This window comes from Stutzerimonas kunmingensis (assembly GCF_021432085.1).
GTDB lineage: Bacteria > Pseudomonadota > Gammaproteobacteria > Pseudomonadales > Pseudomonadaceae > Stutzerimonas.
On the sequence record NZ_CP090366.1, the window covers coordinates 4,288,219 to 4,314,368 of the forward strand.

The window sequence follows — 26,150 nt, forward strand, 5'->3', positions numbered from 1 at the left end:
TGGTACGGCCGCACGCAGGAACTCCACGGCCGGCAATCTAGGCGAGCCCCCGGGCGTCTGTCGAAGGGGGGTACCAGCGGGCACCGCCCGAGCCTCCTTCGCTACATAGAAGGTATTGCTTTTATCGGCTTTTGGTATCGCTGCGCGCGCGGACGCCCAAGCCCCGCGGCATACCTGAGTATGCTCGTACATGCTAGCGCCGACTCCCTGTAGCTTGCCTGCGGAGGCGTGGCGACTCGCGCCATCTCATACAAGCCTCGTGCAGGACCCTCTCCATGAAAACAATAGCAATGTGCGCCGCTGTGCTTATCACCCTGGCGAATCCGACCTGGGCAGCCGACCCCATTGAGCGGCTCGCCGTCAGCGATATGCAGGCATTCCGCCTAGGACAGCTCGACTGGCAGGCCGAAACGAGCCTGCCGCCTGGGGCTCAGAGTGCGCTGCTTGTCGGCAACCCCAGCCAGGACGGGGTGTTCGTGGTCATGTTGAAGTTTCCGCCGAACTATCCGATTCCAGCCCACACGCATCCGTTCAGCGAGGTGATAACCGTACTCAAGGGCAAGCTCGGCAACGGCATGGGAAAGACATTCGATAAGGCCCGGGGGGAGGTTCTGCAGGCTGGTGACAGCTTTGCTCTGCCCGCCGAGCATGCCCACTACGTCTGGACCGAGGAAGAGGAAACCATCGTGCAGCTGATTGCCACCGGCCCCTGGGGCATCAGCTATCTCGACCCGGCGGATGATCCGCGCAACGGCTCAAAACGCTGAGCGATACGGCTTTCTTTTTTAGCTCCACGGCTCAGGCCTTTCGCCATATGAACGAAAGGTCAGACAGCAAAAAGGCGCCCGAAGGCGCCTTTCTGTTGTCTCGCAACGGGTGTCAGACCTTGCTGCGCTCGAAGCGCTTGCGGTCGTTCTCGTTGAGGTACTTCTTGCGCAGGCGGATCGACTTCGGCGTCACTTCCACCAGCTCGTCGTCGGCGATGAATTCCAGCGCCTGCTCGAGGGTGAACTTGATCGGCGGAACCAGGGCGATGACTTCGTCCTTGCCGGAAGCGCGCATGTTGTCGAGCTTCTTGCCCTTGGTGGGGTTGAGCACCAGGTCGTTGTCACGGCTGTTGATGCCGCACAGCTGGCCTTCGTAGATCTCGTCGCCCGGCGCCAGGAACAGCTTGCCGCGTGCCTGCAGGGTTTCCAGCGAGTAGGTCAGCGCGGTACCGGTGGCCATCGAGACCAGCACACCGTTCTGGCGGTTGGTCACTTCGCCGGCCTTGATCGGGCCGTAGTGGCTGAAGGTCGAGGTCAGGATGCCCGAGCCGGAAGTCAGGGTCAGGAAGTTGTTACGGAAGCCGATCAGGCCACGCGCCGGGATGGTGTACTCCAGGCGGACACGGCCCTTGCCATCCGGAACCATGTTGCTCAGGTCGCCCTTGCGCAGACCCATCTGCTCCATCACCGGACCCTGGTGCTGCTCCTCGATGTCGATGGTGACGTTCTCGTACGGCTCCTGCTTCTCGCCGTCCTCGTTCTCGATGATCACCACTTCCGGACGGCCTACGGCCAGCTCGAAGCCTTCACGACGCATGGTTTCGATCAGTACCGACAGGTGCAGCTCGCCACGACCGGAAACCTTGAACTTCTCGGGGCTGTCGCCCGGCTCGACGCGCAGGGCGACGTTGTGCAGCAGTTCCTTCTCCAGACGGTCCTTGATGTTGCGGCTGGTGACGAACTTGCCTTCCTTGCCAGCGAACGGCGAGTCGTTGACCTGGAAGGTCATGCTCACGGTCGGCTGGTCGACGGTCAGCGGCGGCAGGGCCTCGACGGCGTTCTGGTCGCACAGGGTGTCGGAGATGTACAGCTCATCCATGCCGGATACACAGACGATGTCACCGGCTTCGGCTTCCTGCACTTCAACGCGCTGCAGACCGGAGTGGCCCATGATTTTCAGAATGCGGCCGTTGCGCTTCTTGCCGTCGGCGCCGATGGCGGTGACCGGGCTGTTGGCCTTGATGGTGCCGCGAGCGATGCGGCCGATGCCGATCACGCCGAGGAAGCTGTTGTAGTCCAGCTGCGAGATCTGCATCTGGAACGGACCGTCGAGGTCGACCTTCGGGGCCGGAACGTGGTCGATGATGGCCTGGAACAGCGCATCCATGTTGTCGTCCATCTTCTCGTGGTCCATGCCGGCAATGCCGTTCAGGGCACTGGCGTAGACGATCGGGAAGTCCAGCTGCTCGTCGGTGGCGCCGAGGTTGTCGAACAGGTCGAAGATCTGGTCGATGACCCAGTCAGGACGCGCGCCCGGACGGTCGATCTTGTTCACCACGACGATCGGACGCAGGCCGGCCTTGAACGCCTTCTGGGTCACGAAGCGGGTCTGCGGCATGGGGCCGTCCTGGGCGTCGACCACCAGCAGCACGGAGTCGACCATGCTCATGACGCGTTCGACTTCACCGCCGAAGTCGGCGTGGCCGGGGGTGTCGACGATGTTGATGTTGTAGCCGTTCCACTTCAGCGCGGTGTTCTTCGCCAGGATGGTGATACCGCGTTCCTTTTCCTGGTCGTTGGAGTCCATCACGCGCTCGTTTTCCAGCTCCTTGCGATCCAGGGTGCCGGACAGACGCAGCAGCTTGTCGACGAGGGTGGTCTTGCCATGGTCAACGTGGGCGATGATGGCGATGTTGCGTAGATTCTCGATCACTGATTCTTTTCTCTGTAGATAGCTTCGAGCTGAGGCTGGAAGCTGGAAAAAGTCCGGACGAAGACAGTCTGTCCGAGGGTTGTACGGCCTGGCCTTGCGATCAGTGCCGGTCGGGAGGGCGGTGGCGGATGCTGCCGCCAAGCAGCCCCGGCTGTTTCACCGATGAGTCAGGCCGGACGATAGACGCGTACATTGACATGCCCCTCGCTCAGCAGATGGTGAGCATGCAGGCGGCTCATGACACCTTTGTCGCAATACAGCAGGTACTGGCGGTTTTCATCCAGCTCCTTGAATCGGTTGTTCAGTGCATAGAACGGTAGCGTCTGCACTTCGATGCCCGGCAGCTCGAGCGGTTCGTCCTCGGCGCTGTCGGGGTGACGAATGTCGAGGATGACCTGGCCAGCGCTCGGCTCGACGACTTCTTCCACCTGCAAATCCTGGCCCAGCTCGTCGATCACGCGGTCGATGGCAACCTGGCGGGCATTCGCCAGCGCACGCTCCAGGATAGCCATGTCGAACTGCTTTTCTTCGTGCTCTATACGATAGCGCTTGGCCTTGGTGGTCGGGTTCACCGAGATCACGCCGCAGTACTCGGGCATGTTCTTGGCAAACTCGGCGGTGCTGATCTCGAAGGCGGTGTCGATGATGTCCTGCTTGTGACTGGCGATCAGCGGGCGCAGCACCAGCATGTCGGTGGCCGAGTCGATTACCGAGAGGTTCGGCAGGGTCTGGCTGGAGACCTGCGAGATCGCCTCGCCGGTAACCAGCGCGTCGATGTGCAGGCGCTCGGCGATCTGCGTCGAGACGCGCAGCATCATGCGCTTGAGGACGACGCCCATCTGGCTGTTGTCGACCTTCTGCAGGATTTCGCCGACCACTTCCTCGAACGGCACGCTGATGAACAGCACGCGGTGCGAGCTGCCGTACTTCTTCCACAGATAATGAGCGACTTCCATCACGCCCAGCTCGTGGGCGCGGCCACCGAGATTGAAGAAGCAGAAATGCGTCATCAGCCCGCGGCGCATCATCTGATAGGCGGCCACGGTGGAATCGAAGCCACCGGACATCAATACCAGCGTCTGCTCCAGAGCGCCCAGCGGGTAGCCGCCGATGCCGTCATGCTGCTCGTGCACGACGAACAGGCGCTGGTCGCGGATCTCCATGCGCACTTCGACTTCCGGTGTTTTCAGCGAAATACCGGCGGCGCCGCACTGCTGGCGCAGCTGGCTGCCAACGTGGCGCTCGACGTCCATGGAGCTGAACGGATGCTTGCCGGCACGCTTGCAGCGCACGGCGAAGATCTTGCCTGGCAGGCGCTCGGCGTAGTGCGCCTTGCATCTGGCGACGATGTCATCAAGATCGCCCAGCGGGTACTCGTGCACTTCCAGGCAATGGGCGATGCCGGGCGTGCAGCGCAGGCGCTCGATCATCTCGCGCAGCAGCTTCGGCTCGCTGCGCACGGTTTCCACCTCGATGTTGTCCCACACGCCCTCGACCCGCAGGTCGGGATCGAGCTCGCGCAGCACGGTGCGGATGTTCTTCGCCAATTGGCGAATGAAGCCCTTGCGCACCGGCGGGCTCTTGATGGTGATTTCGGGGAAAACCTTGACGATCAGCTTCATGGAAACAGCGCGGCGCCGATGTGGCAGGAAAAGAGGGGCGCGGAGTATAGCGGAAACTGCTCAACATTTAACCGCTTTCTTCAAACGCAGCAGAACGCACCAAAAGAATGCACTTTACTGGCGAGCCGCACCAATACCGCGCATCAATCCAGTGCAGCAGCTACGCTTTGAGACGCGCAAACGCTGCCGCAGCGCTGCCAGAGGCCTGCAGTCCCAAGAAAGAGCACTGGCATGCAATTTGCTCCCTTGTGAGGCAGGTCGCCTTGGCGGAACATCGCCGCCCGGCTTCACCCTGATTCGGAAGCTCACTGTCACGCTTCCACCACTTGGAGAACACCATGTCGAAGTCGCTTCAACTGATCAAAGATTACGATGTGAAGTGGATTGATCTGCGCTTCACCGATACCAAAGGCAAGCAGCACCACGTCACCGTTCCGGCTCGTGATGCCCAGGATGAAGACTTCTTCGAGCACGGCAAGATGTTCGACGGCTCCTCCATCCATGGCTGGAAAGGCATCGAAGCCTCCGACATGATCCTGATGCCGGTCGACGAAACCGCCGTGCTGGATCCGTTCACCGAAGAGCCGACCCTGATCCTGGTCTGCGACATCGTCGAGCCGAGCACCATGCAGGGCTACGACCGCGATCCGCGCTCCATCGCCAAGCGCGCCGAAGAGTTCCTGAAAGGCACCGGCATCGGTGACACCGTATTCGTCGGCCCGGAGCCGGAGTTCTTCATCTTCGACCAGGTCAAGTTCAAGTCGGACATCTCCGGCTCGATGTTCAAGATCTACTCCGAGCAGGGCTCCTGGATGACCGACCAGGACGTCGAAGGCGGCAACAAGGGCCACCGCCCGGCCGTCAAGGGCGGCTACTTCCCGGTTCCGCCGTGCGATCACGACCACGAAATCCGTACCGCCATGTGCAACGCCATGGAAGAAATGGGCCTGGTCGTTGAGGTTCACCACCACGAAGTGGCGACTGCCGGTCAGAACGAGATCGGCGTGAAGTTCAACACCCTGGTTGCCAAGGCTGACGAAGTTCAGACCCTGAAGTACTGCGTACACAACGTCGCCGACGCCTATGGCAAGACCGCGACCTTCATGCCGAAGCCGCTGTATGGCGACAACGGTTCGGGTATGCACGTACACATGTCCATCTCCAAGGATGGCAAGAACACCTTCGCTGGCGAAGGCTATGCCGGCCTGTCCGAGACCGCCCTGTACTTCATCGGCGGCATCATCAAGCACGGCAAGGCGCTGAACGGTTTCACCAACCCGTCGACCAACTCCTACAAGCGTCTGGTCCCGGGCTTCGAAGCACCGGTCATGCTGGCCTACTCGGCCCGCAACCGTTCCGCCTCGATCCGTATTCCGTACGTTTCCAGCCCGAAAGCCCGTCGTATCGAAGCGCGCTTCCCGGACCCGGCTGCCAACCCGTACCTGTGCTTCGCTGCACTGCTGATGGCTGGCCTGGACGGCATCCAGAACAAGATCCACCCTGGCGATGCGGCCGACAAGAACCTGTACGACCTGCCGCCGGAAGAAGGCAAGCTGATCCCGCAGGTGTGCGGCAGCCTGAAGGAAGCCCTGGAAGAGCTGGACAAGGGCCGCGCGTTCCTGACCAAGGGCGGCGTGTTCTCCGACGAGTTCATCGATGCCTACATCGAGTTGAAGTCCGAGGAAGAGATCAAGGTGCGCACCTTCGTGCACCCGCTGGAATACGACCTGTACTACAGCGTCTGATCCAGCTCGCGTGACAGGAAGGCCACCCTCGGGTGGCCTTCTTCGTTTCTGCAGTCCGGCGGCGGTTCGTGCAGCTTGTCACGCCTCGCAAATCCCACCGATCGCACTTGCCTGCAACTCGGCGCAGTGCAAGGCTTCGGCAGTCCAACTCCGCGGAGCCTCCCATGCGTAGCGCACTGTTCAGCCTGCTGTTCATTCTCAGCCTTCCGGCCTTCGCCGAGATCTACAAGTACACCGATGCACAAGGCAATACGGTGTTCACCAATCAGCCACCTGAGGGTGTCCAGGCCGATACCGTCGACCTGCCGCCAGCCAATACGGTAAATATCCGCACGCCCGAACCGCCACCACCGCTGCCGGATAGCCAGCAAGCACAGCGAACCCCTTACCAGACGCTGATGCTGAGCGGGATTCCCGATGAAGAAGCCCTGCGCGCCAACAACGGGACCTTCGTCGTCAGCGCGCTGCTGGAGCCGCCGCTACGACCCGGCCACAGCTTGCGCTTCGTGCTGGACGGCATTCCCCAGGCTGCCGCCAGTGCCGCAACCTCGCTGCAACTGAACAATGTCGAGCGTGGCGAGCATCGCCTGCACGTCGAGGTGCTGAGCGGCGAGAAGGTCATCCAGCGCAGCCAGCCGGAGCTGTTCACCGTGCAACGGGTGAATACCTCCAGCCCGGCATTGCGTCCGAAGCCTCCGAGGCCTGCTCCTTGATCATCCTGCGGCAGACCCTGGCCGTCGCACTGCTGGCGGCCGCCCTGCCCTGCCTCGCCGGCGTCTACTCCTATGTCGACGCCGAGGGCAATCGGGTCTTCACCGATCGCCCGGCCGGCGAGGCGGCCGAAGAAGTACACCTCAAGCCGTCCAACAGCATGCCTGCGCCGCCGATGCCGACCGCACGCCCTACGGAGCCGGCAGCACCGAAAGCCGCGAGCATCATCTATCAGTTGCACATCCTCAGCCCGACGGCGGACGAAGCGATCCGCAACAACGCCGGCAATGTCAGCGTCACCGTGCAGGCCGAACCGACGCTGCACCCCGGCCACGCCTATCAGGTACTGCTCGATGACCAGCCGTTCGGCGCACCCGGCCAACAGACTTCCTTCGCCTTGAGCAACGTCGATCGTGGCACCCATCAGCTGGCGGTGGCTGTCGTGGATGAACAGGAGCGCGTCCTGCAACACACCGCGAACCAGCCCTTTCACCTGATCCGCACCTCGCTGGCCCAGCGGCGCATGGTCAATCCTTGCCAGAAGGCCGATTACGGCGTTCGCCCGGAATGCCCGCTAAAGGACAAGCCGGTGGAAAAACGCGACATTCCCTTCGTGCCCTTTCTATGATCATGGGGTGCACCTGTTTGGTGCGCCCATCAGGTGAGCGGATCGCTCGTCACCAATTTGGGTCACCGGACAGCCCGTAGGGCTGCAGCATCACGCCGATCCGCGCCGCAATGGCGCGTTTGGTTTGGTTCTTGCATTTCCTGCCTGACCTTCCGGACGCAGACCAGCCATGATCAACGAAGCCCTGCAACGCCTGCTGATCGAGAATCTGACTACCGCGACGCTGTTGCTCAACTCGCGCCTGCGCCTGGAGTACATGAACCCGGCTGCCGAAATGCTGCTGGCCGTCAGCGGCCAACGCAGCCACGGACAGTTCATCAGCGAGCTGTTCACCGAGTCGCCGGAAGCCCTGGCGGCCCTGCGCCAGGCGGTTGAAGAAGCCCATCCGTTCACCAAGCGCGAAGCCACCCTGACCTCCGCCACCGGCCAGACACTGACCGTGGACTATGCGGTGACCCCGGTACTGACCCGGCAGGAAACCATGCTGTTGCTGGAAGTGCTGCCGCGCGACCGACTGCTGCGCATCACCAAGGAAGAGGCCCAGCTGTCCAAGCAGGAAACCACCAAGATGCTGGTGCGCGGCCTGGCCCACGAGATCAAGAATCCGCTGGGCGGCATTCGCGGTGCGGCACAACTGCTGGCCCGCGAGCTGCCCGAAGAACACCTGAAGGACTACACCGAAGTCATCATCGAGGAGGCCGACCGCCTGCGTAATCTGGTCGACCGCATGCTCGGCTCTAACAAGCTGCCGTCGCTGTCGATGACCAACATTCACGAAGTGCTCGAACACGTCGCCAGCCTGATCGAGGCGGAATGCCAGGGAAGCATCATTTTGGTGCGCGATTACGACCCAAGCATTCCCGAAGTCCTGATGGACCGCGAACAGATGATCCAGGCCGTGCTCAATATCATGCGCAACGCCATGCAGGCACTGGCCGGGCAGAACGAGCTGGGCCTCGGCCGTCTCACCCTGCGCACCCGCACACTGCGGCAGTTCACCATCGGCCATATTCGTCATCGCCTGGTGACACGCATCGAGATCATCGACAACGGCCCGGGGATTCCCGCCGAACTGCAGAACACGCTCTTCTACCCGATGGTCAGCGGCCGCCCGGACGGAACCGGCCTGGGCCTTGCCATCACCCAGAACATCATCAGTCAGCACCAGGGTCTGATCGAATGCGAGAGCCATCCTGGCCACACCGTGTTCTCGATCTTCCTACCGCTGGAACAAGGAGCCACATCAGCATGAGCCGAAGCGAAAACGTCTGGATCGTCGACGACGACCGCTCCATCCGCTGGGTCCTGGAAAAGGCCCTGCAACAGGAAGGCATGGCCACGCAGAGCTTCGACAGCGCCGACGGTGTGCTGGCCCGCCTCGCCCGCCAGCAGCCGGATGTGATCATCTCCGACATCCGCATGCCCGGCCTCAGCGGTCTGGACATGCTCTCGCAGATCCGCGAGCAGTACCCGCGCCTGCCGGTGATCATCATGACCGCGCATTCGGATCTGGACAGCGCGGTGGCCTCCTACCAGGGCGGCGCCTTCGAATACCTGCCCAAGCCGTTCGACGTCGACGACGCCGTCTCGCTGGTCAAGCGCGCCAATCAGCACGCCCAGGAGCAGCAGAACCAGCAGGAACCGGCCAACCGCCACCACACCCCGGAGATCATCGGCGAGGCGCCGGCGATGCAGGAGGTGTTCCGCGCCATCGGCCGGCTCAGCCATTCCAACATCACCGTGCTGATCAACGGCGAGTCCGGCACCGGCAAGGAGCTGGTGGCCCATGCCCTGCACCGCCACAGCCCGCGTTCGGCGTCGCCATTCATCGCGCTGAACATGGCGGCTATCCCCAAGGATCTGATGGAGTCGGAGCTCTTCGGCCACGAGAAAGGCGCCTTCACCGGTGCGGCCAATCAGCGCCGCGGCCGCTTCGAGCAGGCCGACGGCGGCACCCTGTTTCTCGACGAGATCGGCGACATGCCGGCCGATACGCAGACCCGTCTGCTGCGCGTGCTGGCCGATGGCGAGTTCTACCGGGTCGGCGGCCACACGCCGGTGCGGGTCGACGTGCGCATCATCGCCGCGACGCATCAGGACCTGGAAACCCTGGTGCAGGCGGGCAAGTTCCGCGAGGACTTGTTCCACCGCCTGAACGTCATCCGCATCCACATTCCCCGCCTGTCCGATCGCCGCGAGGACATCCCGGCACTCGCCGAGCACTTCCTCGCCAGCGCCGCGCAGGAGCTCTCGGTGGAAACCAAGGTGCTCAAGCCGGAAACCAAGGAATACCTGCAGCACCTGCCCTGGCCGGGCAACGTGCGCCAGCTGGAGAACACCTGCCGCTGGATCACGGTGATGGCATCCGGCCGTGAAGTGCATGTCGACGACCTGCCGCCGGAGCTGCTCAACCAGCAGGCCGAGGCACAGCCCGCGCACAACTGGGAACAGGCACTGCGCAACTGGTCCGATCAGGCCCTGGCGCGCGGCCAGAGCAACCTGCTCGACGAGGCGGTGCCAGCCTTCGAACGCATCATGATCGAGACCGCGCTCAAGCACACCGCCGGTCGCCGCCGCGACGCCGCGCTGCTGCTCGGCTGGGGTCGCAACACCCTGACGCGCAAGATCAAGGAGCTGGGCATGCGCGTCGATGGCAGCGATGACGATGACGGCGACGACAGCTGAGCGCGGCTGCTGACACCGCATCGTTTTAGCGCCCTGCCAAGGGCGTCACCTGGATCATGGCTGCTTGTCGGCCGCCACCTGCACGGCGATACGCCAGCCACCATCGTGGCGTTCGCCGTGCCATTGCCCCTGCAGTCGCCGCGCCGCCACCAGATGCAGCAACAGGCCTTTCCCGGTCTGCTGCACGCGCCAGGCCACTGTCATGCCGTCGATCTGCAGCTGTCCGGATTGTGGCTCGCCTTCGGCCTGGAACAGCAGGGCGAACGCCCCTTCTAGATGCTCGTCATATACCTCGGGTTCGCGGTCGAACTGCAACGAAAGGCCTTGCGGCTGCACCTCCACCAGTGCCAGTTGCACCGGCCCGGGCGCGGTGAGCCGGCCGATCATCAGCCCCACCAGCAGCCCGATCAGCACCAGCGAACCGAAAAAGGTCCGGCGTATGCGGCGCATCGGGTCCTGCGCCCCGGTAGAATGCCGCCGGTCTTCAACCTCGGTGCTGCGCATGTTTCACGTGATCCTGTTCCAACCGGAAATTCCGCCCAATACCGGCAACATTATCAGGCTCTGCGCCAATACCGGCTGCCACCTGCACCTGATCGAGCCGCTGGGTTACGAGCTGGACGACAAGCGCCTGCGCCGCGCCGGCCTCGACTACCACGAGTACGCCACGCTGGAGCGCCACGCCGACCTGCCGAGCTGCCTCGCGCGGATCGGCATCGACGCCGCAAACGCGGACGGCCCGCGGCTGTTCGCATTCACCACCAAGGGCTCGCAGCCGTTTCACGAGGTGCATTACCGACGCGGCGACGCCTTGCTGTTCGGCCCCGAAAGCCGCGGCCTGCCGCCGGAGATCCGCGACGCACTGCCCAACGAGCAACGCCTGCGCCTGCCGATGCGCCCCGACAGCCGCAGCCTGAACCTGTCCAACACCGTGGCCGTCGCGGTGTACGAGGCCTGGCGCCAGCACGGCTTCGCCATGGAGTGAGCGGTACAACCTTGTGACAAAGGGTCCTGAACGATCCGCCACGGTCCCCGTCGTAAACAGACAAGCTCCCTTGGCAGCAGGAGAAACGACGTGTCCCAGACCAAGTTCAGGCCCTACCACGCGCCCGCGGGCGGCTGGGGATCAGCCTACTCCGTCGCCAATATCCTGCTGCGTGAGCGCGTTTCGCCGGCCGGTATCGGTCTGCTGCTCAAGCAGAACAAACCGATCGACGGTTTCGCCTGTGTCAGTTGCGCGTGGGCCAAGCCGCATCCGTCACGACCACTGTCCTTCTGCGAGAACGGCGCCAAGGCGACTGCGTGGGAAACCACGTCGCTGCGCTGCGGCCCGGAATTCTTTGCCAGGCACAGCGTTAGCGAACTGCTCAACTGGAGCGACTACGATCTCGAGCAGCAGGGCCGGCTGACCCATCCGCTGCGCTACGACGCCGCCAGCGATCACTATCAGCCGGTCAGCTGGGATGAAGCCTTCGCCGAGATCGGTGCCGAGCTCAAGGCCATGGCCGATCCCGATCAGATGGTGTTCTACATGTCCGGGCGCGCGGCGCTGGAAACGGCCTACATGTATGGCCTGCTGGCGCGGCTGTACGGCACCAACAACCTGCCGGACAGCTCCAACATGTGCCACGAGAGCACCTCGGTGGCGCTGCCGGAGAGCATCGGCGTGCCGGTGGCGACCGTCACCCTGAACGATTTCGAGCACACCGACGGGCTGTTCTTCTTCGGCCACAACACCGGCACCTCCAGCCCGCGGATGCTGCATCAGTTGCAGGAAGCCCGTGAGCGCGGCGCGCAGATTGTCACCTTCAACCCGCTGCGCGAGCGCGGTCTGGAGCGCTTCGTCAATCCACAGTCGCCGCGCGAAATGCTCACACCGGACAGCACGGTGATCAGCACCCAGTATCACCAGCTCGCCATCGGCGGCGACATGGCCGCCATCGCCGGCATGTGCAAGGCGCTGTTCGAAATGGACGACCAGGCCGTCGCCGAGGGTCGCAAGCGCGTGCTCGACGTGGGCTTCATCGAGCAGCACACCCATGGCTTCGAGGCTTTCGAACAGCGCATCCGCAGCTACAGTTGGGCGCAGCTGGAACGCCGTTCGGGGCTCAGCCGCGCCGCGCTGGAAGCGGCAGCGACCGTCTATGCACGCTGCGAACGGGTGATTGCGCCTTATGGCATGGGCCTGACCCAGCACCGCTACGGCGTGCAGACCATCCAGATGCTGGTCAACCTGCTGCTGTTGCGCGGCAACATCGGCAAGGAAGGCGCAGGCATCCTGCCGGTGCGCGGTCATTCCAACGTGCAGGGCCAGCGCACCGTCGGCATCACCGAAAAGGCGGCAAAGGTGCCGGCGGACAATCTGCGCCGGCAGTTCGGCTTCGAGCCGCCAAGCGATGACGGCGTGAACACCGTGGAGGCTTGCGAGGGCATTCTCGATGGCAGCATCCGCGGCTTCATCGGCCTGGGTGGCAACTTCGTCCGCGCCATTCCCGACACCCTGCAGATGGAGCCGGCCTGGCGCAGGCTGCGGCTGTCGGTGCAGGTCTCGACCAAGCTCAATCGCAACCACCTGATCGCCGGCGAGGTGTCCTACATCCTGCCCTGCCTGGGGCGCACCGAGATCGACCGTCAGGCCACCGGCGAGCAGCGTCACACCACCGAGGACAGCACCGGCTGCATCCGCGCCTGGCGCGGCGCCGCCGAGCCGGCCGGCGAACTGTTGCTATCGGAGCCGGCAATCATCGCGCGGCTGGCCAAGGCCACACTGACACCCAACCCGATGCTGGACTGGGACGCCTGGGTCGCGGACTACAGCCTGATACGCGACGCCATCGCCGAGAGCTACCCGGAGATCTTCCACGACTTCAACGTGCGCATGATGGAGCCCGGCGGCTTCCATCGCCCGCTTGGCGCCAGCGAACGACGCTGGGATACCGAGTCCGGCAAAGCCAATTTCATCAACCCGCCATCGCTGGTGGCCGACCCCGACACCGAAGAAGACGGCCACGAGCAGCACGACGTGCTGCAGATGATGACGCTGCGCAGCAACGACCAGTTCAACACCACCGTCTACGGCTACGACGACCGCTTCCGCGGCATCCATGGCACCCGCGCGGTGATCCTGATGAACCGCAACGACATCGTCCGCCTCGGCCTGGCCGAAGGCGACCGCATCGAGGCGATCACCGTGGTCGACGATGGCGTGCACCGCGCGGTCAGCCCGTTGCGGGTCACGCCGTACGATATCCCCGAAGGCTGCTGCGCCGGCTATTACCCGGAATGCAATGCCCTGCTGCCGGTCTGGCACCATGCCGAACGCAGCAAGGTGCCGGCGGCCAAATCGATTCCGGTGCGCCTGCGCAAGCTGATCGCCGCGTCGGTTGCCGGCGACGTGCCGCGCCAGCCCAGTCGCCCGCAGCGCAGCGAACAACCCGGGCCGGCCTAGCGCCTCGTGCAGACCACGGCTGTCGATGAACCTCGCCGACAGCCGTTGAAAAGCCGGCAGCAGTCCCCCATATCAACCGCATTCGGGCATTCATCGCCCCGCAGTGTGGAGATTTTCCTTTGACCACCATCGTTTCAGTACGCCGCAACGGCAAAGTCGTCATGGGCGGCGACGGCCAGGTTTCCCTGGGCAACACCGTCATGAAAGGCAACGCCAAGAAGGTCCGCCGCCTCTATCACGGCCAAGTTCTGGCGGGCTTCGCCGGCGCCACCGCCGACGCCTTCACCCTCTTCGAACGCTTCGAAGGGCAGCTGGAGAAACATCAGGGTCACCTGGTCCGCGCCGCCGTCGAGCTGGCCAAGGACTGGCGTACCGACCGCTCCCTGAGTCGCCTGGAAGCCATGCTGGCGGTGGCCAACAAGGACGCCTCGCTGATCATCACCGGCAATGGCGACGTGGTGCAGCCCGAAGACGACCTGATCGCCATGGGTTCGGGCGGCGGTTTCGCCCAGGCCGCGGCCAAGGCGCTGCTGCTCAAGGCCGGCGCCGACATGTCGGCCCAGGAAATCGCCGAGACGGCGCTGAACATCGCCGGCAGCATCTGCGTATTCACCAATCAGAATCTGACCATAGAGGAGCTGGACAGCGCGATCTGACAGGTCGATGAAAACCTAGCTGCGTTGCCTCGCCTAGGTTTTTCAAGCCGCCTGTTGTATCCCGCCCAGCCTTCCGGAGTAACGAAACAATGTCCATGACGCCCCGCGAGATCGTCCACGAACTCAACCGCCATATCATCGGCCAGGACGACGCCAAGCGTGCCGTCGCCATCGCCCTGCGCAATCGCTGGCGGCGCATGCAGCTGCCGGCCGAGCTGCGCCAGGAAGTCACCCCGAAGAACATCCTGATGATCGGCCCGACCGGCGTCGGCAAGACCGAGATCGCCCGCCGCCTGGCCAAGCTGGCCAATGCGCCATTCCTGAAAGTGGAAGCGACCAAGTTCACCGAGGTCGGCTATGTCGGCCGCGACGTCGAGTCGATCATCCGCGACCTAGCGGACGCCGCGCTGAAAATGCTGCGTGAACAGGAGGTGCACAAGATGCGCCACCGCGCCGAGGACGCCGCCGAGGAACGCATTCTCGACGCCCTGCTGCCGCCGGCACGTCCGGTGGGCTTCTCCGAGGAGCCAATGCAGCCGAGCGATTCCAACACCCGCCAGCTGTTCCGCAAGCGCCTGCGCGAAGGCCAGCTGGATGACAAGGAAATCGACATCGAGGTCGCCGAAAGCCCGGCCGGCGTGGAAATCATGGCACCGCCAGGCATGGAGGAGATGACCAACCAGCTGCAGAACCTCTTCGCCAACATGGGCAAGGGCAAGAAGAAGAGCCGCAAGCTGAAGATCAAGGAAGCCTTCAAGCTGATCCGCGACGAAGAAGCCGCGCGCCTGGTCAACGAAGAAGACCTCAAGGCCCGCGCCCTGGAAGCGGTCGAGCAGCACGGCATCGTCTTCATCGACGAGATTGACAAGGTCGCCAAGCGCGGCAACACCAGCGGCGCCGATGTCTCCCGCGAGGGCGTGCAGCGCGACCTGCTGCCGCTGATCGAAGGCTGCACGGTCAACACAAAACTCGGCATGGTCAAGACCGACCATATCCTCTTCATCGCCTCCGGCGCCTTCCACCTGTCCAAGCCCAGCGACCTGGTGCCGGAACTGCAGGGTCGCCTACCGATCCGTGTCGAGCTCAAGGCGCTGTCCCCGGAAGACTTCGAGCGCATCCTCACCGAGCCGCACGCGGCGCTCACCGAGCAGTACCGCGAGCTGCTGAAGACCGAAGGCCTGCACGTCGAATTCCTCGAAGATGGCATCAAACGCATCGCCGAGATCGCCTGGCAGGTCAACGAAAAGACCGAGAACATCGGTGCGCGTCGCCTGCACACGCTGCTCGAGCGCCTGCTGGAGGAGGTTTCCTTCAGCGCTGCCGATATCGCCGCCAAGCAGGACGGCGAGGCGATCCGCATCGACGCTGCCTACGTCAACGAGCATCTCGGCGAGCTGGCGCAGGACGAAGACCTGTCGCGCTACATCCTCTAACCGTCGCGGCCGTGGCAATCGCCACGGCCGGTTCTTCCGGAGCGTTGCATGCGCATCCCCACCGCAATCAAGCTGCACAAGGCGTCGAAAACCCTGGAGCTGGAATATGGCAGCGACGAGCGCCATGTGCTGTCCGCCGAATTCCTGCGCGTGCATTCACCCTCGGCCGAGGTGCAGGGCCACGGTAATCCGGTACTGCAGACCGGCAAGCTGAACGTAGGCCTGGAGCAGATCGAACCGGCCGGCCAGTACGCGCTGAAGCTGACCTTCAGCGACGGCCATGACAGCGGCCTGTTCACCTGGGATTACCTGGAGCGCCTGGCGCTGAATCAGCAGACGTTGTGGGAGGAATATCTCGCGGCACTGGCGGCCGCCGGCAAGTCACGCGACCCAAATGAATCGGTCGTCAAGCTGATGTTGTGAAGGCGAACCCGTAGGGTGGATCACGCTTCACCGATCCACCGGGTGACGGCACACCGGATGGCGATCCACCGGGTGGCGGCCCACCGATTGGAGTCGCGGCGGATGTAAAAAGCGACATCCACCCTACGCCCGGCACCTTATCGAGGCGCCCGCCAGGCTGACCGCCAGCTTAGGCCAGCGCCTTGTCCAGCGCCCGCTCGATCTGACCCTGAATGCTGCTGCCCATGGCCGAGAGCAGCAGGCCGAGGTTGAGCAGGACCTTCACGCTGTCCTCGTAGACTTCGATACGCCCATCCGCGCCGCTGCGCTTGACCGCCAGCACATCGCCCTGCCACTGACAGCTCACACCGAACTCGCGAGCCAGGCGTGCAGCCAGTTCATCGGCCTTCTCGCGTGCGGCCTCGCGGCCAAGATTGTGGGTACGTTCGACGATGATCTGGGCCATGAGGACTCCTGGCTGCGCCCGAAAAGGCGCGCACTATAACAAAGCGGCGCCGTCGATCGCCTGGCCGCCCCGCCTGCTAATGCCAGTGAACCCCCTGTCCCCCAGGCCTGTCGCCAGCGCCATCCTGCGACATGTCGCCGCTAGACCTTTTGCCCGCGGCCGCCAGCTCGACGCTTATCAGCCGCCTATTTAGGTTTAGAATGCCGGGCACATTCTTTCCGGCGAAAGTGACATGACCGACCCTCGCAAAGCGCATGACGCAGAACCGACCACCCATTTCGGCTACAAGAACGTGCCGGAAAGCCAGAAGGCGCAGAAGGTGGCCGAGGTGTTCCACTCCGTGGCCGCCAAGTACGACCTGATGAACGACCTGATGTCCGGTGGCGTGCATCGCCTGTGGAAGCGCTTCACCATCGAGCTGTCCGGCGCCCGCCACGGCAATCGCATCCTGGACATCGCCGGCGGCACCGGTGACCTGACCCGCCAGTTCTCGCGCATCGTCGGCCCCACCGGCGAGGTGGTGCTGGCCGACATCAATGCTTCGATGCTCAAGGTCGGCCGCGACAAGCTGCTGGACAAGGGCGTGGCCGGCAACGTCAGGTTCGTTCAGGCCGATGCCGAGAAGCTGCCCTTCCCGGACAATCACTTCGACGTGGTCACCATCGCCTTCGGCCTGCGCAACGTGACGCACAAGGAAGACGCCATCGCCTCGATGCTGCGCGTGCTCAAGCCGGGCGGCCGCCTGCTGGTACTGGAGTTCTCCAAGCCGACCAACCAGCTGTTTTCCAAGGCCTACGACGCCTACTCGTTCAGCCTGCTGCCGATGATGGGCAAGCTGATCACCAACGACGCCGAGAGCTATCGGTACCTGGCCGAGTCGATCCGCATGCACCCGGATCAGGAAACGCTCAAAGGCATGATGGAGACCGCCGGTTTCGAGCGCGTCCGCTATCACAACATGACCGGCGGCATCGTCGCCCTGCACCGCGGCATCAAACCCTGATGTTGCGCGCTGCCCTGCTGGCCGGTGCCGAGCGTGGCATCAATCGCGTCCTGCGCCTGGACCCCACGGCATTGCCACGACTGGCACGCCTGAGCGGCCGGATCATCGAGATCGACTGCACGGCGCCGGCCTGGCGGCTGTTCATCCTTGCCGACGACGAAGGCCTGCGCCTGGCCAGCAACTGGGGCGCGGATGCCGATTGCCGCCTGCGCGCGCCTGCGAGCAGCCTCTTGCGCCTGGCCGTCAGCCGCAACAAGACCGCCGTGCTGCATGGCCCCGAGGTCGAGATCGACGGCGACAGTGGGCTGCTGATGAACCTCGCTGAGGTGCTGCAGGATCTGGAGCTGGACTGGGAATACGAAATTTCCCGCTGGCTCGGCCCGGTCGGCGCACAGCTGCTCGGCTCCAGCCTGCGCAGCCCAGTGGACTGGGTGCGCGACAGCGCCGACTCGCTGCGTCAGGACCTTGCCGACTACCTCAGCGAGGAATCGCGGATGCTGGTCGGCCAGGCCGAAGCCCAGGCGCGTTTCAACGAGCTGGATGACATGAAACTTGCCCTCGACCGACTCGAAGCCCGCATCGAGCGCCTCGCCCTCAACCTGAATCCAGATCGCCCCGAATGAAGCTGTTCGCCGCCGCACGCCGCCTGTTTCGCATCCTGCTGGTGGTGATCCGCTACCGCCTCGATGACATCATCCTCGACCTGCCGATGCCGTGGTGGTTGCGCGCCACCAGCTACCTGCTGCCCTGGCGCTGGATTCCGCGACGCCACAGCGAGCTGTCGCGCGGCGCACGCCTGCGTCTGGCACTGGAGGGCCTGGGGCCGATCTTCATCAAGTTCGGGCAGATCCTCTCCACCCGCCGTGACCTGCTGCCGCCGGATATCGCAGAAGAGCTGGCGATGCTGCAGGACCGCGTGCCGCCCTTCGATTCAGCCGTCGCCACGGCACTCATCGAGCGCCAGCTGGGCGCTCCGGTAGGGGAAATCTTCGCCCGTTTCGACAGCAAGCCGCTGGCCTCCGCATCGGTGGCGCAGGTGCACGCGGCCAAGCTGCGTTCCGGCGAGGAAGTGGTGGTCAAGGTGGTGCGCCCGAACCTCCGGCCGATCATCAGCCAGGATCTCGCCTGGCTGTTCATGCTGGCCAACAGTGCCGAGCGCATTTCCATCGACGCGCGCCGCCTGCACCTGGTGGAAGTGGTCGACGACTACGCCAAGACCATATACGACGAGCTCGACCTGCTGCGCGAAGCGGCCAACGCCAGCCAACTCAAGCGCAACTTCGAGGGCTCGGCGCTGCTTTACGTGCCGCAGGTGTACTGGGACTACTGCCGCCCGCAGGTGCTGGTGATGGAACGCATCTACGGCGTACCGGTGACCGACATGGCTGGGCTGGCACGACAGAACACCGACATGCGCCAGCTGGCCGAGCGCGGGGTGGAGATTTTCTTCACCCAGGTGTTCCGCGACAGCTTCTTCCACGCCGACATGCACCCCGGCAACATCTTCGTCAGCACCCACCAGCCCTGGAGCCCGCAGTACATCGCGGTGGACTTCGGCATCGTCGGCAGCCTGACGCCCGAGGACCAGGATTATCTGGCGCGCAACCTGATGGCCTTCTTCAAGCGCGACTACCGCAAGGTCGCGCAGCTGCACATCGATTCGGGCTGGGTGCCGGCGGAAACCAAGGTCAACGAATTCGAGGCCGCGATCCGCACCGTCTGCGAGCCGATCTTCGAGAAGCCGCTGAAGGACATCTCCTTCGGCCAGCTGCTGGTGCGCCTGTTCCAGGTGGCGCGTCGCTTCAACATGGAAGTGCAGCCACAGCTGGTATTGCTGCAGAAGACCCTGCTCAACATCGAAGGTCTCGGCCGTGAGCTGTACCCGGATCTCGACCTCTGGAGCACCGGCCAGCCGTACCTCGAGCGCTGGATGCGCGAGCGCATGAGCCCCAAGCAGCTGATCAAGAACGTGCACGCGCAGATTGAACAACTGCCGCACCTGGCCAACATGACCCGCGAGCTGCTCGAGCGCATGGCGCACCCGCACGCGAACAACCCACCGCCGCCCTGGCGCGAGCGCCACCACGGCTGGCCGCTGCGTCTGATCGGCGCCGTACTGCTCGGCAGCGGCGCGACTCTGGCGGCCAGCGCCGACAGCCTGACCGCCGTAACCGCCTGGCCGGCGTGGGTGATGCTGGTAGCCGGCATCTTCATCGTGGTGCGCCGATAGCCATCGCTGGTGCAGGCTGGCACACTTGGCCCATTGAGCGGAGAATCCGATGAACTGGCTGGACGAAATCAACTGGAACGCCGACGGTCTGGTGCCGGCGATCGCCCAGGACCACAAGACCGGCCGCGTGCTGATGATGGCCTGGATGAATCGCGAAGCCCTGGCGTTAACTGCGCAGGAAAACCGCGCCATCTACTGGTCGCGTTCGCGCAACCGGCTGTGGCGCAAGGGCGAGGAGTCCGGACATGTGCAGCAGCTGCACGAGCTGCGCCTGGACTGTGACGCCGACGTGATCATCCTGATGGTCGAGCAGATCGGCGGCATCGCCTGTCACACCGGCCGGGAAAGCTGCTTCTACCGCGTGTTCGAGAACAACATGTGGAAGGTCGTCGAGCCGGTCCTCAAGGATCCTCACGCCATCTATGCGGAGCACAAGCATGAGTGACACCCTGACCCGTCTGGCCGAGGTGCTGGAAGCCCGCAAAGGCGCGGCGCCGGACAGCTCCTACGTTGCCAGCCTGTACCACAAGGGCCTGAACAAGATTCTCGAGAAGGTCGGCGAGGAATCGGTGGAAACCATTCTCGCCGCCAAGGACGCTGCCGTCAGTGGCGACTCCAGCGACCTGATCTACGAAACCGCTGACCTCTGGTTCCACAGCCTGGTCATGCTCGCCGCGCTCGGCCAGCACCCCCAGGCCGTACTGGATGAACTGGATCGACGCTTCGGTCTCTCCGGACACGCGGAAAAAGCCGCGCGTCCGCAAACCTGATTCACATCGGAGATATCACCATGGGTTTTGGCGGCATCAGCATCTGGCAACTCCTGATCATTCTGCTCATCGTCATCATGTTGTTCGGCACCAAGCGCCTCAAGGGCCTGGGCTCCGACCTCGGTGATGCGATCAAGGGCTTCCGCAAATCCATGGGCACCGACGAGGAAAAGCCCGGCGTCGAAGACAAGCAGAACCAGACCATTGACGCGCAGGCGCGCAAGGTCGAAGAACCGACCAAGAAAGACCAGTGATAACGTTCCATGCGGCCGAGCGGCGACCTTCGCTGCCCGGCCGCTCTCCCTATTGATGTGAGCACGTCCTGATGTTCGATATCGGTTTCACCGAACTGCTACTGGTCGGCCTGGTGGCATTGATGGTGCTCGGTCCGGAACGCCTGCCCGGTGCGGTTCGCACCACGGGACTGTGGGTTGGCAGGCTGAAACGCAGCTTCAGCAACATCAAGGCCGAGGTGGAGCGCGAGATCGGTGCCGACGAGATCCGTCGGCAGCTGCACAACGAGCGCATCCTCGACCTGGAACGGGAGATGAAGCAGAGCATCATGCCGCCGACCTCGACCACCAGTTCGAGCACCGCTAAGCCGCCGCTGACCGAAAGCCCGGCTAGCGGCACGGCGAACAATGCCGGCGCCGCCGTTACGCCCAGCCCCAGCCCGGAAGTGCCGCCAGCTGCACCTGTTGCTGAACCTGCACCTACCCCCCGCCCCGACAGATCGCCAGAACCATGAGCCAGTCTTCCATCGATGATCAGGAAATGCCCCTGATCGCTCATCTGACCGAACTGCGCAAGCGCCTGCTGCGCTGCGTCGTGGCCATCGGCCTGCTGTTCGGCGGGCTGTTCTACTTCTCCCAGCAGATCTACGCGCTGGTCGCGGCACCGCTACGCGCCTATCTGCCGGAAGGCGCGACCATGATCGCCACCGGCGTCGCCTCACCCTTCCTGACGCCGTTCAAGCTGACCCTGATGGTCGCGCTGTTCCTATCGATGCCGATCATCCTGCACCAGATCTGGGGCTTCATCGCCCCCGGCCTGTACAAGCACGAAAAACGCATCGCCGTGCCGCTGCTGGTGTCGAGCATCTTCCTGTTTTACGCCGGCATGGCCTTCGCCTACTTCGTCGTGTTCCCGATCATGTTCGGCTTCTTCGCCAGCGTGACGCCGGAAGGCGTGGCGATGATGACGGACATCGGCCAGTACCTGGACTTCGTGCTCACGCTGTTCTTCGCCTTCGGCGTGGCATTCGAGATTCCGGTAGCGACCTTCCTGCTGATCTGGGTGGGCATCGTCGATGTCGCCACCCTACGCAAGAGCCGTCCCTATGTGATCGTTGGCTGCTTCGCCGTCGGCATGGTGCTGACGCCACCGGATGTGTTCTCGCAGACGCTGCTGGCCGTTCCCATGTGGCTGCTGTTTGAAGCCGGGGTGATCTGCGGCAGCATGATCAACAAGCGCGACGAAGATTTCCGTGGCGATGCCGAGCAGGACGCGGCAGAACCCGGCGACCAGCCGCCCGCGCCGCGCCCGTGAACCTGCTGCTGCTCGACGCGGCCGATTTCGTCGCCGATAACCGCGTGCTGCTGCGTGACCGGCGCCTGACTCATCTGCAGCAGGTCCATCGCGCCGAGGCGGGCGAGCAGCTCAGAGTTGGCCGCGTGGGCGGCAACATGGGCAGCGGACAGCTCCTGCGCCTGGATGCTCACGAGGCAGAGCTGCAGGTCAGCTTCGACCAACCACCGCCGGCGAAGCTGCCGGTGACCCTGCTACTGGCGCTGCCACGACCTAAGATGCTGCGCCGCGTGCTGCAGACCGTGGCCGCCATGGGCGTGCCGCGGCTGGTATTGCTCAACAGCTATCGCGTCGAGAAAAGCTTCTGGCAAACGCCATTCCTCGAGCCCGCCGCCATCCACGAGCAGCTGATCCTCGGCCTGGAACAGGCGCGTGACACCGTCCTGTCGGAGGTCATTATCGAGAAGCGCTTCAAGCCCTTCGTCGAGGATCGCCTGCCTCAGCTTGCCGCAGACACCCTGGGGCTGGTCGGCCATCCCGGCGATTTTCCCCATTGCCCCCGTGCCGTAACGCAGCCTGTCACCCTGGCGATCGGCCCGGAAGGCGGCTGGATCCCCTACGAGGTAGACAAACTGGCTGCCGCCGGCCTGCGACCGGTTCAGTTGGGAGAGCGCATCCTGCGCGTGGAAACGGCGGTCAGCGCGCTGCTGGCCCGACTGTTCTGAGCCTGAACGGCTGACTCACCACTGTCACCGTTCGCCGCCTGACTGATGCGCCCCGATGAACGTAACGCACCCACCCGGTGCAAGGGAGTCACAGATTAGGACTGCTCACGCTTCAGTGCGTCTGCGCTGCGGCCTCGACACTCCAACGAATCCCTAAAAGAGCCGTTCTTGCCATGCGACCATTGACCATCGACATGCACCGTCTGGAGTACGCTCTGGATGGACGCGACAGCGCCGAGTACTACCTGGACCTGGAAAGCGGTGCCATCCGCGCCGTTTTTCCCAGCGAGCCAGCCCCCGGCGTCATGGAGAAATACGACGTACAGCAGGATCGCTATCTGCACATCGAACCGCTGGAGCTCGCGCAATCCATGGCGATGCGTGAGGCCTTCCTCTTCACCCAACACGACCCGATCGCCCACGCGGTGCTGAGCAGTGCGCTGAACGGCCGCAAGCCGCTGCGCACCTTCGACTTCAAGCTGGAGGATTTCCCTGCGGTGAGAGAGGCCTGGCTGGACTACCAGACCGTGCAGCTGCGCGAGTACGCGATCACCTGGCTGCGCGAGAACGACCTGGAACCGGTCCGGCACTGATTCACGCTCGTCAGCTTTCGAGGAGAAAGGTCACCGGACCGTCGTTGACCAGATGCACCTGCATCTCGGCACCGAAACGCCCGCAGGCCACCTGTGGATGCTGCTGGCGCGCCTGGGCCAACAGGTAGTCGTAGAGCGCTTCGCCGTGCGCTGGCGGCGCGGCGCTGGAGAAACTCGGCCGCAACCCGCTGCGGGTATCGGCCGCCAGGGTGAACTGCGATACCAGCAGCAGACCACCATCGATATCCTTCAGCGAGCGATTCATCTTGCCCTGCTCGTCGCTGAAGACGCGGTAGTTGAGCAGCTTGTGCAACAGCTTGTCGGCACGGGCATGATCGTCCTCGCGCTCGACGCCCACCAGCACCAGCAAGCCCTGATCGATGGCACCGACCACCTCGCCTGCGACCTCGACCCGTGCCTGACGGACACGCTGGATCAATGCTTTCATCGCTGGGCGGCTCCGTCAGGCGTCTGTCGGAGGCAGATCGAGCAAGCGGTGGGCGATCTCACCGGTAGCCCGTATCAGCGCATCGGTAATGCCTAGCTCCGCCGCCGAATGCCCGGCGTCGCGAATGATCTGCAACTCGCTGTTCGGCCACGCCTGATGCAGCGCCCAGGCATTGTCCAGCGGGCAGATGGCATCGTAACGGCCGTGCACGATAATGCCCGGCAGGTGGGCGATCTTCGGCATGTCGCGCAAGAGCTGATCCGGCTCGAGAAAGGCCTGATTGACGAAGTAGTGGCATTCGATCCGCGCCATCGACAGCGCCCGGTGCGCATCGGCAAACCGCTCGACCACGTTGTGATTCGGCCGCAGCGTGGCGGTGCGACCTTCCCAGCAGGACCACGCCTTGGCGGCGTGCATCTGGGCGATCTGGTCGTTGCCGGTGAGACGGCGGTAGAACGCTTGCATCAGGTCGTCGCGTTCCTCCAGCGGAATCGGCGAGAGGAAGTCCTGCCAGTAGTCCGGGAAGAGCCGGCTGGCGCCTTCCTGATAGAACCAGGCGAGGTCCTGCGGACGGCAGAGGAATATCCCTCGCAGGATCAGCGCATGCACATGTTCGGGATAGCGCTGCGCGTAGGCCAGGGAGAGCGTCGAGCCCCAGGAACCGCCAAACAGCACCCACTTGTCTATGCCCAGATGCTCGCGGATGCGCTGCATGTCGGCGATCAGATGTGCGGTGGTGTTGTTCTCCAGGCTGGCATGGGGCGTCGAACGTCCGCAGCCACGCTGATCGAAGGTGATGATGCGGTACAGGGTCGGATCGAAGAAGCGGCGGCTGAGGGCATCGCAGCCGCCGCCGGGACCACCATGGACGAACAATACGGGCAGACCATCCGGCGACCCACTCTCGTCGACATAGAGCACATGCGGTTCTTCCACCGCCAGCTCGTGTCGGGCGTAGGGTTTGATCTCCGGATACAAGGTCTGCATGGCACACTCCTGATCTGCGGCGGGCCGGCTGGCCCCCATGACGTTAGCGGCATCATAACGAGGTTCACGGAGTTGAGCATGTCAGCATGGAAAATAGCGGCACTGGCGCTATTAATGACTCTGGCCGGCTGCGGCCGGGACGACCCGGAAGCGGCGCTGCAGCAGGCCGCCGAGCAGTTGCAGACGACCCTGGAGAACAAGCAGGTCGGCGACCTGATGGAACTGCTGCACGCAGATTTCCAGGCGCAGCGGCAGTACGATCAGGAATGGGCGCGGCGCACGGCAACGCTGATGTTCCTGCGCCATCGCAATGTCCGGGTAATCGCCCTCAGCCAGCGCAGCTGGGTCGATCCGACCTATCCCGATCGCGGCCATACCGAGGCACAGGTGACGCTCGCCGGCGCCGAATCACTCCTGCCGCAGCAGGCGGGGCATTATCAGGTCAGACTCGAGTGGCGCCAGGACCGAGGCGAATGGCAGCTGGCGCGTCTGGAATGGGACTGAGCAGGCCAAACGATTACTGGCGCCAGATCAGTTCGCTGGTGTCGTAACCGCGCCGCTCGGCCTCGGAGAGCAGGCGATCGCGGGTCGCCTGGTCGACCTCGGTGTCCCGCGCAAGCAGCCAGAGATACTTGCGATCCGGGCTGCCGACCAGCGCAGTGCTGTAGCCCTCGTCCAGATAGAGCACCCAGTAGTGGCCCTTGGTCAGACCGGGAAAGAGCCGGCTGAACCAGTTGTCGAAGCGCACCCACAGCCGATCGGTAATACCGGCTTCCTGCGGCACCGCTTCGCCCTTGGCTTCCTGCCAGTCGCCGTCTTCTGTTTCGCAACGGTTGGTCACCGCCACGCTGCCATCGGCCTGCAACTGGTAGTTCGCTTCGGAGCGTATGCAATTGCGCTGAAAGAACATCGGCAAGCGCGCCAGCTCGTACCAGGTCCCCTGATAGCGTTGAAGGTCGACCTCGCCGACCGTTTCAGGGGGCTGTGCGCGCCCGCCTCCTGCGCAGCCGCTCAACAGCATCAGGCACAGCAGGGCAACGACACTCGCACGCATGGGATCTCTCCTGAGTTACATCAGCAGTTATTTCAGCCCCTTGCCGGAAAACATCATCACCTTGTCGCCCGCGAACTGGACGCTGATGAAGCGATTCTTCTCGCCCCAGGTGCAGCTCGACATCCCCAGCGCCCCGGCGCATTCGGAGGGTTTGCCGAGCAACTGCTCGACTTCCACCCGTTCCATGCCGGGCTTGAGCTTGGCGAAGTTTTCCTGGGTGATCGGACTGCAGCCAGCCAGAAGGACGACGCAGGCAATCAGCAATGGGGTACGCAATGGCATATCGAGCTCCTTGCTTGTTCTAAGGTTCAATGCCC

Annotated in this window: 30 protein-coding genes; 22 read left to right on the forward strand and 8 right to left on the reverse strand. The window is 63.8% G+C overall.

Going from position 1 to position 26,150, the window contains the following annotated elements:
- The first annotated feature begins 302 nt into the window (after positions 1 to 302).
- A complete protein-coding gene (locus LW136_RS20475) occupies positions 303 to 767 on the forward strand; it encodes a cupin domain-containing protein (RefSeq protein WP_230697671.1) in 465 nt (154 codons plus the stop codon).
- Between the two features lie 112 nt (positions 768 to 879).
- On the opposite strand, the gene typA is transcribed toward LW136_RS20475, so the two are convergent.
- Entirely contained in the window at positions 880 to 2,700 is a 1,821-nt protein-coding gene (typA, locus tag LW136_RS20480; RefSeq protein ID WP_090521779.1) for a translational GTPase TypA, read from the reverse strand.
- Positions 2,701 to 2,867: 167 nt separating this feature from the next.
- A complete protein-coding gene (thiI, locus tag LW136_RS20485) occupies positions 2,868 to 4,322 on the reverse strand; it encodes a tRNA uracil 4-sulfurtransferase ThiI (protein ID WP_234173922.1) in 1,455 nt (484 codons plus the stop codon).
- A 338-nt stretch (positions 4,323 to 4,660) separates the two neighbouring features.
- On the opposite strand from thiI, the gene glnA reads away from it, so the two are divergent.
- The 5 genes from glnA to ntrC all read left to right on the forward strand — a co-directional run bounded on the left by glnA (position 4,661) and on the right by ntrC (position 10,091).
- A complete protein-coding gene (gene glnA / locus LW136_RS20490) occupies positions 4,661 to 6,067 on the forward strand; it encodes a glutamate--ammonia ligase (RefSeq protein WP_014821904.1) in 1,407 nt (468 codons plus the stop codon).
- A gap of 164 nt (positions 6,068 to 6,231) precedes the next feature.
- Complete coding sequence (locus tag LW136_RS20495) at positions 6,232 to 6,780, forward strand: DUF4124 domain-containing protein (protein WP_234173924.1); 549 nt, start codon at positions 6,232 to 6,234, stop codon at positions 6,778 to 6,780.
- Complete coding sequence (locus tag LW136_RS20500; RefSeq protein WP_234173925.1) at positions 6,777 to 7,406, forward strand: DUF4124 domain-containing protein; 630 nt, start codon at positions 6,777 to 6,779, stop codon at positions 7,404 to 7,406. The genes LW136_RS20495 and LW136_RS20500 overlap by 4 nt, the downstream gene beginning before the upstream one ends.
- A gap of 169 nt (positions 7,407 to 7,575) precedes the next feature.
- Positions 7,576 to 8,658: a nitrogen regulation protein NR(II) gene (gene glnL / locus LW136_RS20505; protein WP_014821907.1), complete on the forward strand. Its 1,083-nt coding sequence runs from the start codon at positions 7,576 to 7,578 to the stop codon at positions 8,656 to 8,658.
- Positions 8,655 to 10,091, forward strand: coding sequence for a nitrogen regulation protein NR(I) (gene ntrC, locus LW136_RS20510; protein ID WP_014821908.1), 1,437 nt, complete (start codon positions 8,655 to 8,657; stop codon positions 10,089 to 10,091). Before glnL ends, ntrC begins: the two co-directional genes overlap by 4 nt.
- Positions 10,092 to 10,145: 54 nt before the next feature.
- On the opposite strand, the gene LW136_RS20515 is transcribed toward ntrC, so the two are convergent.
- Positions 10,146 to 10,595, reverse strand: a complete 450-nt coding sequence (locus LW136_RS20515; RefSeq protein ID WP_226686766.1) for a hypothetical protein — start codon at positions 10,593 to 10,595, stop codon at positions 10,146 to 10,148.
- Here LW136_RS20515 and LW136_RS20520 point away from each other — a divergent pair.
- The 5 genes from LW136_RS20520 (at position 10,594) to LW136_RS20540 (ending at position 16,051) form a co-directional block, all read left to right on the forward strand.
- Positions 10,594 to 11,076: a tRNA (cytidine(34)-2'-O)-methyltransferase gene (locus LW136_RS20520; RefSeq protein WP_014821910.1), complete on the forward strand. Its 483-nt coding sequence runs from the start codon at positions 10,594 to 10,596 to the stop codon at positions 11,074 to 11,076. The genes LW136_RS20515 and LW136_RS20520 overlap by 2 nt on opposite strands.
- Positions 11,077 to 11,166: 90 nt before the next feature.
- Positions 11,167 to 13,539 carry an FdhF/YdeP family oxidoreductase gene (locus tag LW136_RS20525; protein ID WP_234173927.1) on the forward strand — a complete coding sequence of 791 codons (2,373 nt, stop codon included), beginning with the start codon at positions 11,167 to 11,169 and terminating at the stop codon, positions 13,537 to 13,539.
- Between the two features lie 119 nt (positions 13,540 to 13,658).
- Entirely contained in the window at positions 13,659 to 14,195 is a 537-nt protein-coding gene (hslV, locus tag LW136_RS20530; RefSeq protein WP_014821912.1) for an ATP-dependent protease subunit HslV, read from the forward strand.
- Positions 14,196 to 14,284: 89 nt separating this feature from the next.
- Positions 14,285 to 15,628 carry an ATP-dependent protease ATPase subunit HslU gene (hslU, locus tag LW136_RS20535; RefSeq protein ID WP_014821913.1) on the forward strand — a complete coding sequence of 448 codons (1,344 nt, stop codon included), beginning with the start codon at positions 14,285 to 14,287 and terminating at the stop codon, positions 15,626 to 15,628.
- Between the two features lie 48 nt (positions 15,629 to 15,676).
- Positions 15,677 to 16,051 carry a gamma-butyrobetaine hydroxylase family protein gene (locus LW136_RS20540; protein ID WP_046618537.1) on the forward strand — a complete coding sequence of 125 codons (375 nt, stop codon included), beginning with the start codon at positions 15,677 to 15,679 and terminating at the stop codon, positions 16,049 to 16,051.
- A 169-nt stretch (positions 16,052 to 16,220) separates the two neighbouring features.
- Here LW136_RS20540 and LW136_RS20545 read toward each other — a convergent pair whose 3' ends face one another.
- A complete protein-coding gene (locus tag LW136_RS20545) occupies positions 16,221 to 16,496 on the reverse strand; it encodes a polyhydroxyalkanoic acid system family protein (protein WP_014821915.1) in 276 nt (91 codons plus the stop codon).
- Positions 16,497 to 16,728: 232 nt separating this feature from the next.
- On the opposite strand from LW136_RS20545, the gene ubiE reads away from it, so the two are divergent.
- From ubiE to LW136_RS20595, 10 genes are all read left to right on the forward strand, one after another.
- Complete coding sequence (ubiE, locus tag LW136_RS20550) at positions 16,729 to 17,499, forward strand: bifunctional demethylmenaquinone methyltransferase/2-methoxy-6-polyprenyl-1,4-benzoquinol methylase UbiE (protein ID WP_234173929.1); 771 nt, start codon at positions 16,729 to 16,731, stop codon at positions 17,497 to 17,499.
- A complete protein-coding gene (locus tag LW136_RS20555; protein WP_023447083.1) occupies positions 17,499 to 18,122 on the forward strand; it encodes a ubiquinone biosynthesis accessory factor UbiJ in 624 nt (207 codons plus the stop codon). Before ubiE ends, LW136_RS20555 begins: the two co-directional genes overlap by 1 nt.
- Positions 18,119 to 19,729, forward strand: a complete 1,611-nt coding sequence (ubiB, locus tag LW136_RS20560) for a ubiquinone biosynthesis regulatory protein kinase UbiB (RefSeq protein WP_044315788.1) — start codon at positions 18,119 to 18,121, stop codon at positions 19,727 to 19,729. Before LW136_RS20555 ends, ubiB begins: the two co-directional genes overlap by 4 nt.
- A gap of 49 nt (positions 19,730 to 19,778) precedes the next feature.
- Positions 19,779 to 20,174 (forward strand): phosphoribosyl-AMP cyclohydrolase, encoded by a 396-nt coding sequence (gene hisI / locus LW136_RS20565; protein ID WP_234173930.1) that lies wholly within the window; start codon positions 19,779 to 19,781, stop codon positions 20,172 to 20,174.
- Complete coding sequence (locus LW136_RS20570; protein WP_011911574.1) at positions 20,167 to 20,499, forward strand: phosphoribosyl-ATP diphosphatase; 333 nt, start codon at positions 20,167 to 20,169, stop codon at positions 20,497 to 20,499. The genes hisI and LW136_RS20570 overlap by 8 nt, the downstream gene beginning before the upstream one ends.
- Positions 20,500 to 20,519: 20 nt before the next feature.
- Positions 20,520 to 20,753 carry a twin-arginine translocase TatA/TatE family subunit gene (gene tatA, locus LW136_RS20575; protein WP_014821919.1) on the forward strand — a complete coding sequence of 78 codons (234 nt, stop codon included), beginning with the start codon at positions 20,520 to 20,522 and terminating at the stop codon, positions 20,751 to 20,753.
- Between the two features lie 71 nt (positions 20,754 to 20,824).
- Positions 20,825 to 21,247 (forward strand): Sec-independent protein translocase protein TatB, encoded by a 423-nt coding sequence (tatB, locus tag LW136_RS20580; protein ID WP_234173931.1) that lies wholly within the window; start codon positions 20,825 to 20,827, stop codon positions 21,245 to 21,247.
- On the forward strand, positions 21,244 to 22,047 hold the full coding sequence (gene tatC / locus LW136_RS20585; RefSeq protein WP_023447080.1) for a twin-arginine translocase subunit TatC: 804 nt from the start codon (positions 21,244 to 21,246) through the stop codon (positions 22,045 to 22,047). The genes tatB and tatC overlap by 4 nt, the downstream gene beginning before the upstream one ends.
- Positions 22,044 to 22,751 (forward strand): 16S rRNA (uracil(1498)-N(3))-methyltransferase, encoded by a 708-nt coding sequence (locus tag LW136_RS20590; protein WP_234173935.1) that lies wholly within the window; start codon positions 22,044 to 22,046, stop codon positions 22,749 to 22,751. The genes tatC and LW136_RS20590 overlap by 4 nt, the downstream gene beginning before the upstream one ends.
- A 173-nt stretch (positions 22,752 to 22,924) precedes the next feature.
- Positions 22,925 to 23,344 carry a UPF0158 family protein gene (locus tag LW136_RS20595; RefSeq protein WP_014821923.1) on the forward strand — a complete coding sequence of 140 codons (420 nt, stop codon included), beginning with the start codon at positions 22,925 to 22,927 and terminating at the stop codon, positions 23,342 to 23,344.
- 10 nt (positions 23,345 to 23,354) lie between these two features.
- Here the strand turns inward: LW136_RS20595 and dtd are convergent, their stop codons facing one another.
- On the reverse strand, positions 23,355 to 23,792 hold the full coding sequence (gene dtd, locus LW136_RS20600) for a D-aminoacyl-tRNA deacylase (RefSeq protein ID WP_003303036.1): 438 nt from the start codon (positions 23,790 to 23,792) through the stop codon (positions 23,355 to 23,357).
- A 15-nt stretch (positions 23,793 to 23,807) separates the two neighbouring features.
- Positions 23,808 to 24,779 carry a prolyl aminopeptidase gene (gene pip / locus LW136_RS20605; protein ID WP_014821925.1) on the reverse strand — a complete coding sequence of 324 codons (972 nt, stop codon included), beginning with the start codon at positions 24,777 to 24,779 and terminating at the stop codon, positions 23,808 to 23,810.
- A 78-nt stretch (positions 24,780 to 24,857) separates the two neighbouring features.
- Here pip and LW136_RS20610 point away from each other — a divergent pair, with 78 nt between their 5' ends.
- Complete coding sequence (locus tag LW136_RS20610) at positions 24,858 to 25,283, forward strand: hypothetical protein (RefSeq protein WP_041754610.1); 426 nt, start codon at positions 24,858 to 24,860, stop codon at positions 25,281 to 25,283.
- A gap of 13 nt (positions 25,284 to 25,296) precedes the next feature.
- Here the strand turns inward: LW136_RS20610 and LW136_RS20615 are convergent, their stop codons facing one another.
- Together LW136_RS20615 and bamE are read right to left on the reverse strand one after the other, a co-directional pair.
- Positions 25,297 to 25,833, reverse strand: coding sequence for a lipocalin family protein (locus LW136_RS20615; RefSeq protein WP_234173937.1), 537 nt, complete (start codon positions 25,831 to 25,833; stop codon positions 25,297 to 25,299).
- Between the two features lie 27 nt (positions 25,834 to 25,860).
- Entirely contained in the window at positions 25,861 to 26,115 is a 255-nt protein-coding gene (gene bamE, locus LW136_RS20620; protein WP_023447075.1) for an outer membrane protein assembly factor BamE domain-containing protein, read from the reverse strand.
- Between the last annotated feature and the right edge of the window lie 35 nt (positions 26,116 to 26,150).

What these genes read in the sequence shown, in the direction of transcription:
- thiI (WP_234173922.1), bottom strand. Translation starts at nt 4,322, where the DNA reads ATGAAGCTGATCGTCAAGGTTTTCCCCGAAATCACCATCAAGAGCCCG.
- glnA (WP_014821904.1), top strand. Translation starts at nt 4,661, where the DNA reads ATGTCGAAGTCGCTTCAACTGATCAAAGATTACGATGTGAAGTGGATT.
- LW136_RS20495 (WP_234173924.1), top strand. Translation starts at nt 6,232, where the DNA reads ATGCGTAGCGCACTGTTCAGCCTGCTGTTCATTCTCAGCCTTCCGGCC.
- glnL (WP_014821907.1), top strand. Translation starts at nt 7,576, where the DNA reads ATGATCAACGAAGCCCTGCAACGCCTGCTGATCGAGAATCTGACTACC.
- ntrC (WP_014821908.1), top strand. Translation starts at nt 8,655, where the DNA reads ATGAGCCGAAGCGAAAACGTCTGGATCGTCGACGACGACCGCTCCATC.
- LW136_RS20520 (WP_014821910.1), top strand. Translation starts at nt 10,594, where the DNA reads ATGTTTCACGTGATCCTGTTCCAACCGGAAATTCCGCCCAATACCGGC.
- LW136_RS20515 (WP_226686766.1), bottom strand. Translation starts at nt 10,595, where the DNA reads ATGCGCAGCACCGAGGTTGAAGACCGGCGGCATTCTACCGGGGCGCAG.
- hslU (WP_014821913.1), top strand. Translation starts at nt 14,285, where the DNA reads ATGTCCATGACGCCCCGCGAGATCGTCCACGAACTCAACCGCCATATC.
- LW136_RS20540 (WP_046618537.1), top strand. Translation starts at nt 15,677, where the DNA reads ATGCGCATCCCCACCGCAATCAAGCTGCACAAGGCGTCGAAAACCCTG.
- LW136_RS20545 (WP_014821915.1), bottom strand. Translation starts at nt 16,496, where the DNA reads ATGGCCCAGATCATCGTCGAACGTACCCACAATCTTGGCCGCGAGGCC.
- ubiE (WP_234173929.1), top strand. Translation starts at nt 16,729, where the DNA reads ATGACCGACCCTCGCAAAGCGCATGACGCAGAACCGACCACCCATTTC.
- LW136_RS20555 (WP_023447083.1), top strand. Translation starts at nt 17,499, where the DNA reads ATGTTGCGCGCTGCCCTGCTGGCCGGTGCCGAGCGTGGCATCAATCGC.
- ubiB (WP_044315788.1), top strand. Translation starts at nt 18,119, where the DNA reads ATGAAGCTGTTCGCCGCCGCACGCCGCCTGTTTCGCATCCTGCTGGTG.
- hisI (WP_234173930.1), top strand. Translation starts at nt 19,779, where the DNA reads ATGAACTGGCTGGACGAAATCAACTGGAACGCCGACGGTCTGGTGCCG.
- LW136_RS20570 (WP_011911574.1), top strand. Translation starts at nt 20,167, where the DNA reads ATGAGTGACACCCTGACCCGTCTGGCCGAGGTGCTGGAAGCCCGCAAA.
- tatA (WP_014821919.1), top strand. Translation starts at nt 20,520, where the DNA reads ATGGGTTTTGGCGGCATCAGCATCTGGCAACTCCTGATCATTCTGCTC.
- tatB (WP_234173931.1), top strand. Translation starts at nt 20,825, where the DNA reads ATGTTCGATATCGGTTTCACCGAACTGCTACTGGTCGGCCTGGTGGCA.
- tatC (WP_023447080.1), top strand. Translation starts at nt 21,244, where the DNA reads ATGAGCCAGTCTTCCATCGATGATCAGGAAATGCCCCTGATCGCTCAT.
- LW136_RS20595 (WP_014821923.1), top strand. Translation starts at nt 22,925, where the DNA reads ATGCGACCATTGACCATCGACATGCACCGTCTGGAGTACGCTCTGGAT.
- dtd (WP_003303036.1), bottom strand. Translation starts at nt 23,792, where the DNA reads ATGAAAGCATTGATCCAGCGTGTCCGTCAGGCACGGGTCGAGGTCGCA.
- pip (WP_014821925.1), bottom strand. Translation starts at nt 24,779, where the DNA reads ATGCAGACCTTGTATCCGGAGATCAAACCCTACGCCCGACACGAGCTG.
- LW136_RS20610 (WP_041754610.1), top strand. Translation starts at nt 24,858, where the DNA reads ATGTCAGCATGGAAAATAGCGGCACTGGCGCTATTAATGACTCTGGCC.
- LW136_RS20615 (WP_234173937.1), bottom strand. Translation starts at nt 25,833, where the DNA reads ATGCGTGCGAGTGTCGTTGCCCTGCTGTGCCTGATGCTGTTGAGCGGC.
- bamE (WP_023447075.1), bottom strand. Translation starts at nt 26,115, where the DNA reads ATGCCATTGCGTACCCCATTGCTGATTGCCTGCGTCGTCCTTCTGGCT.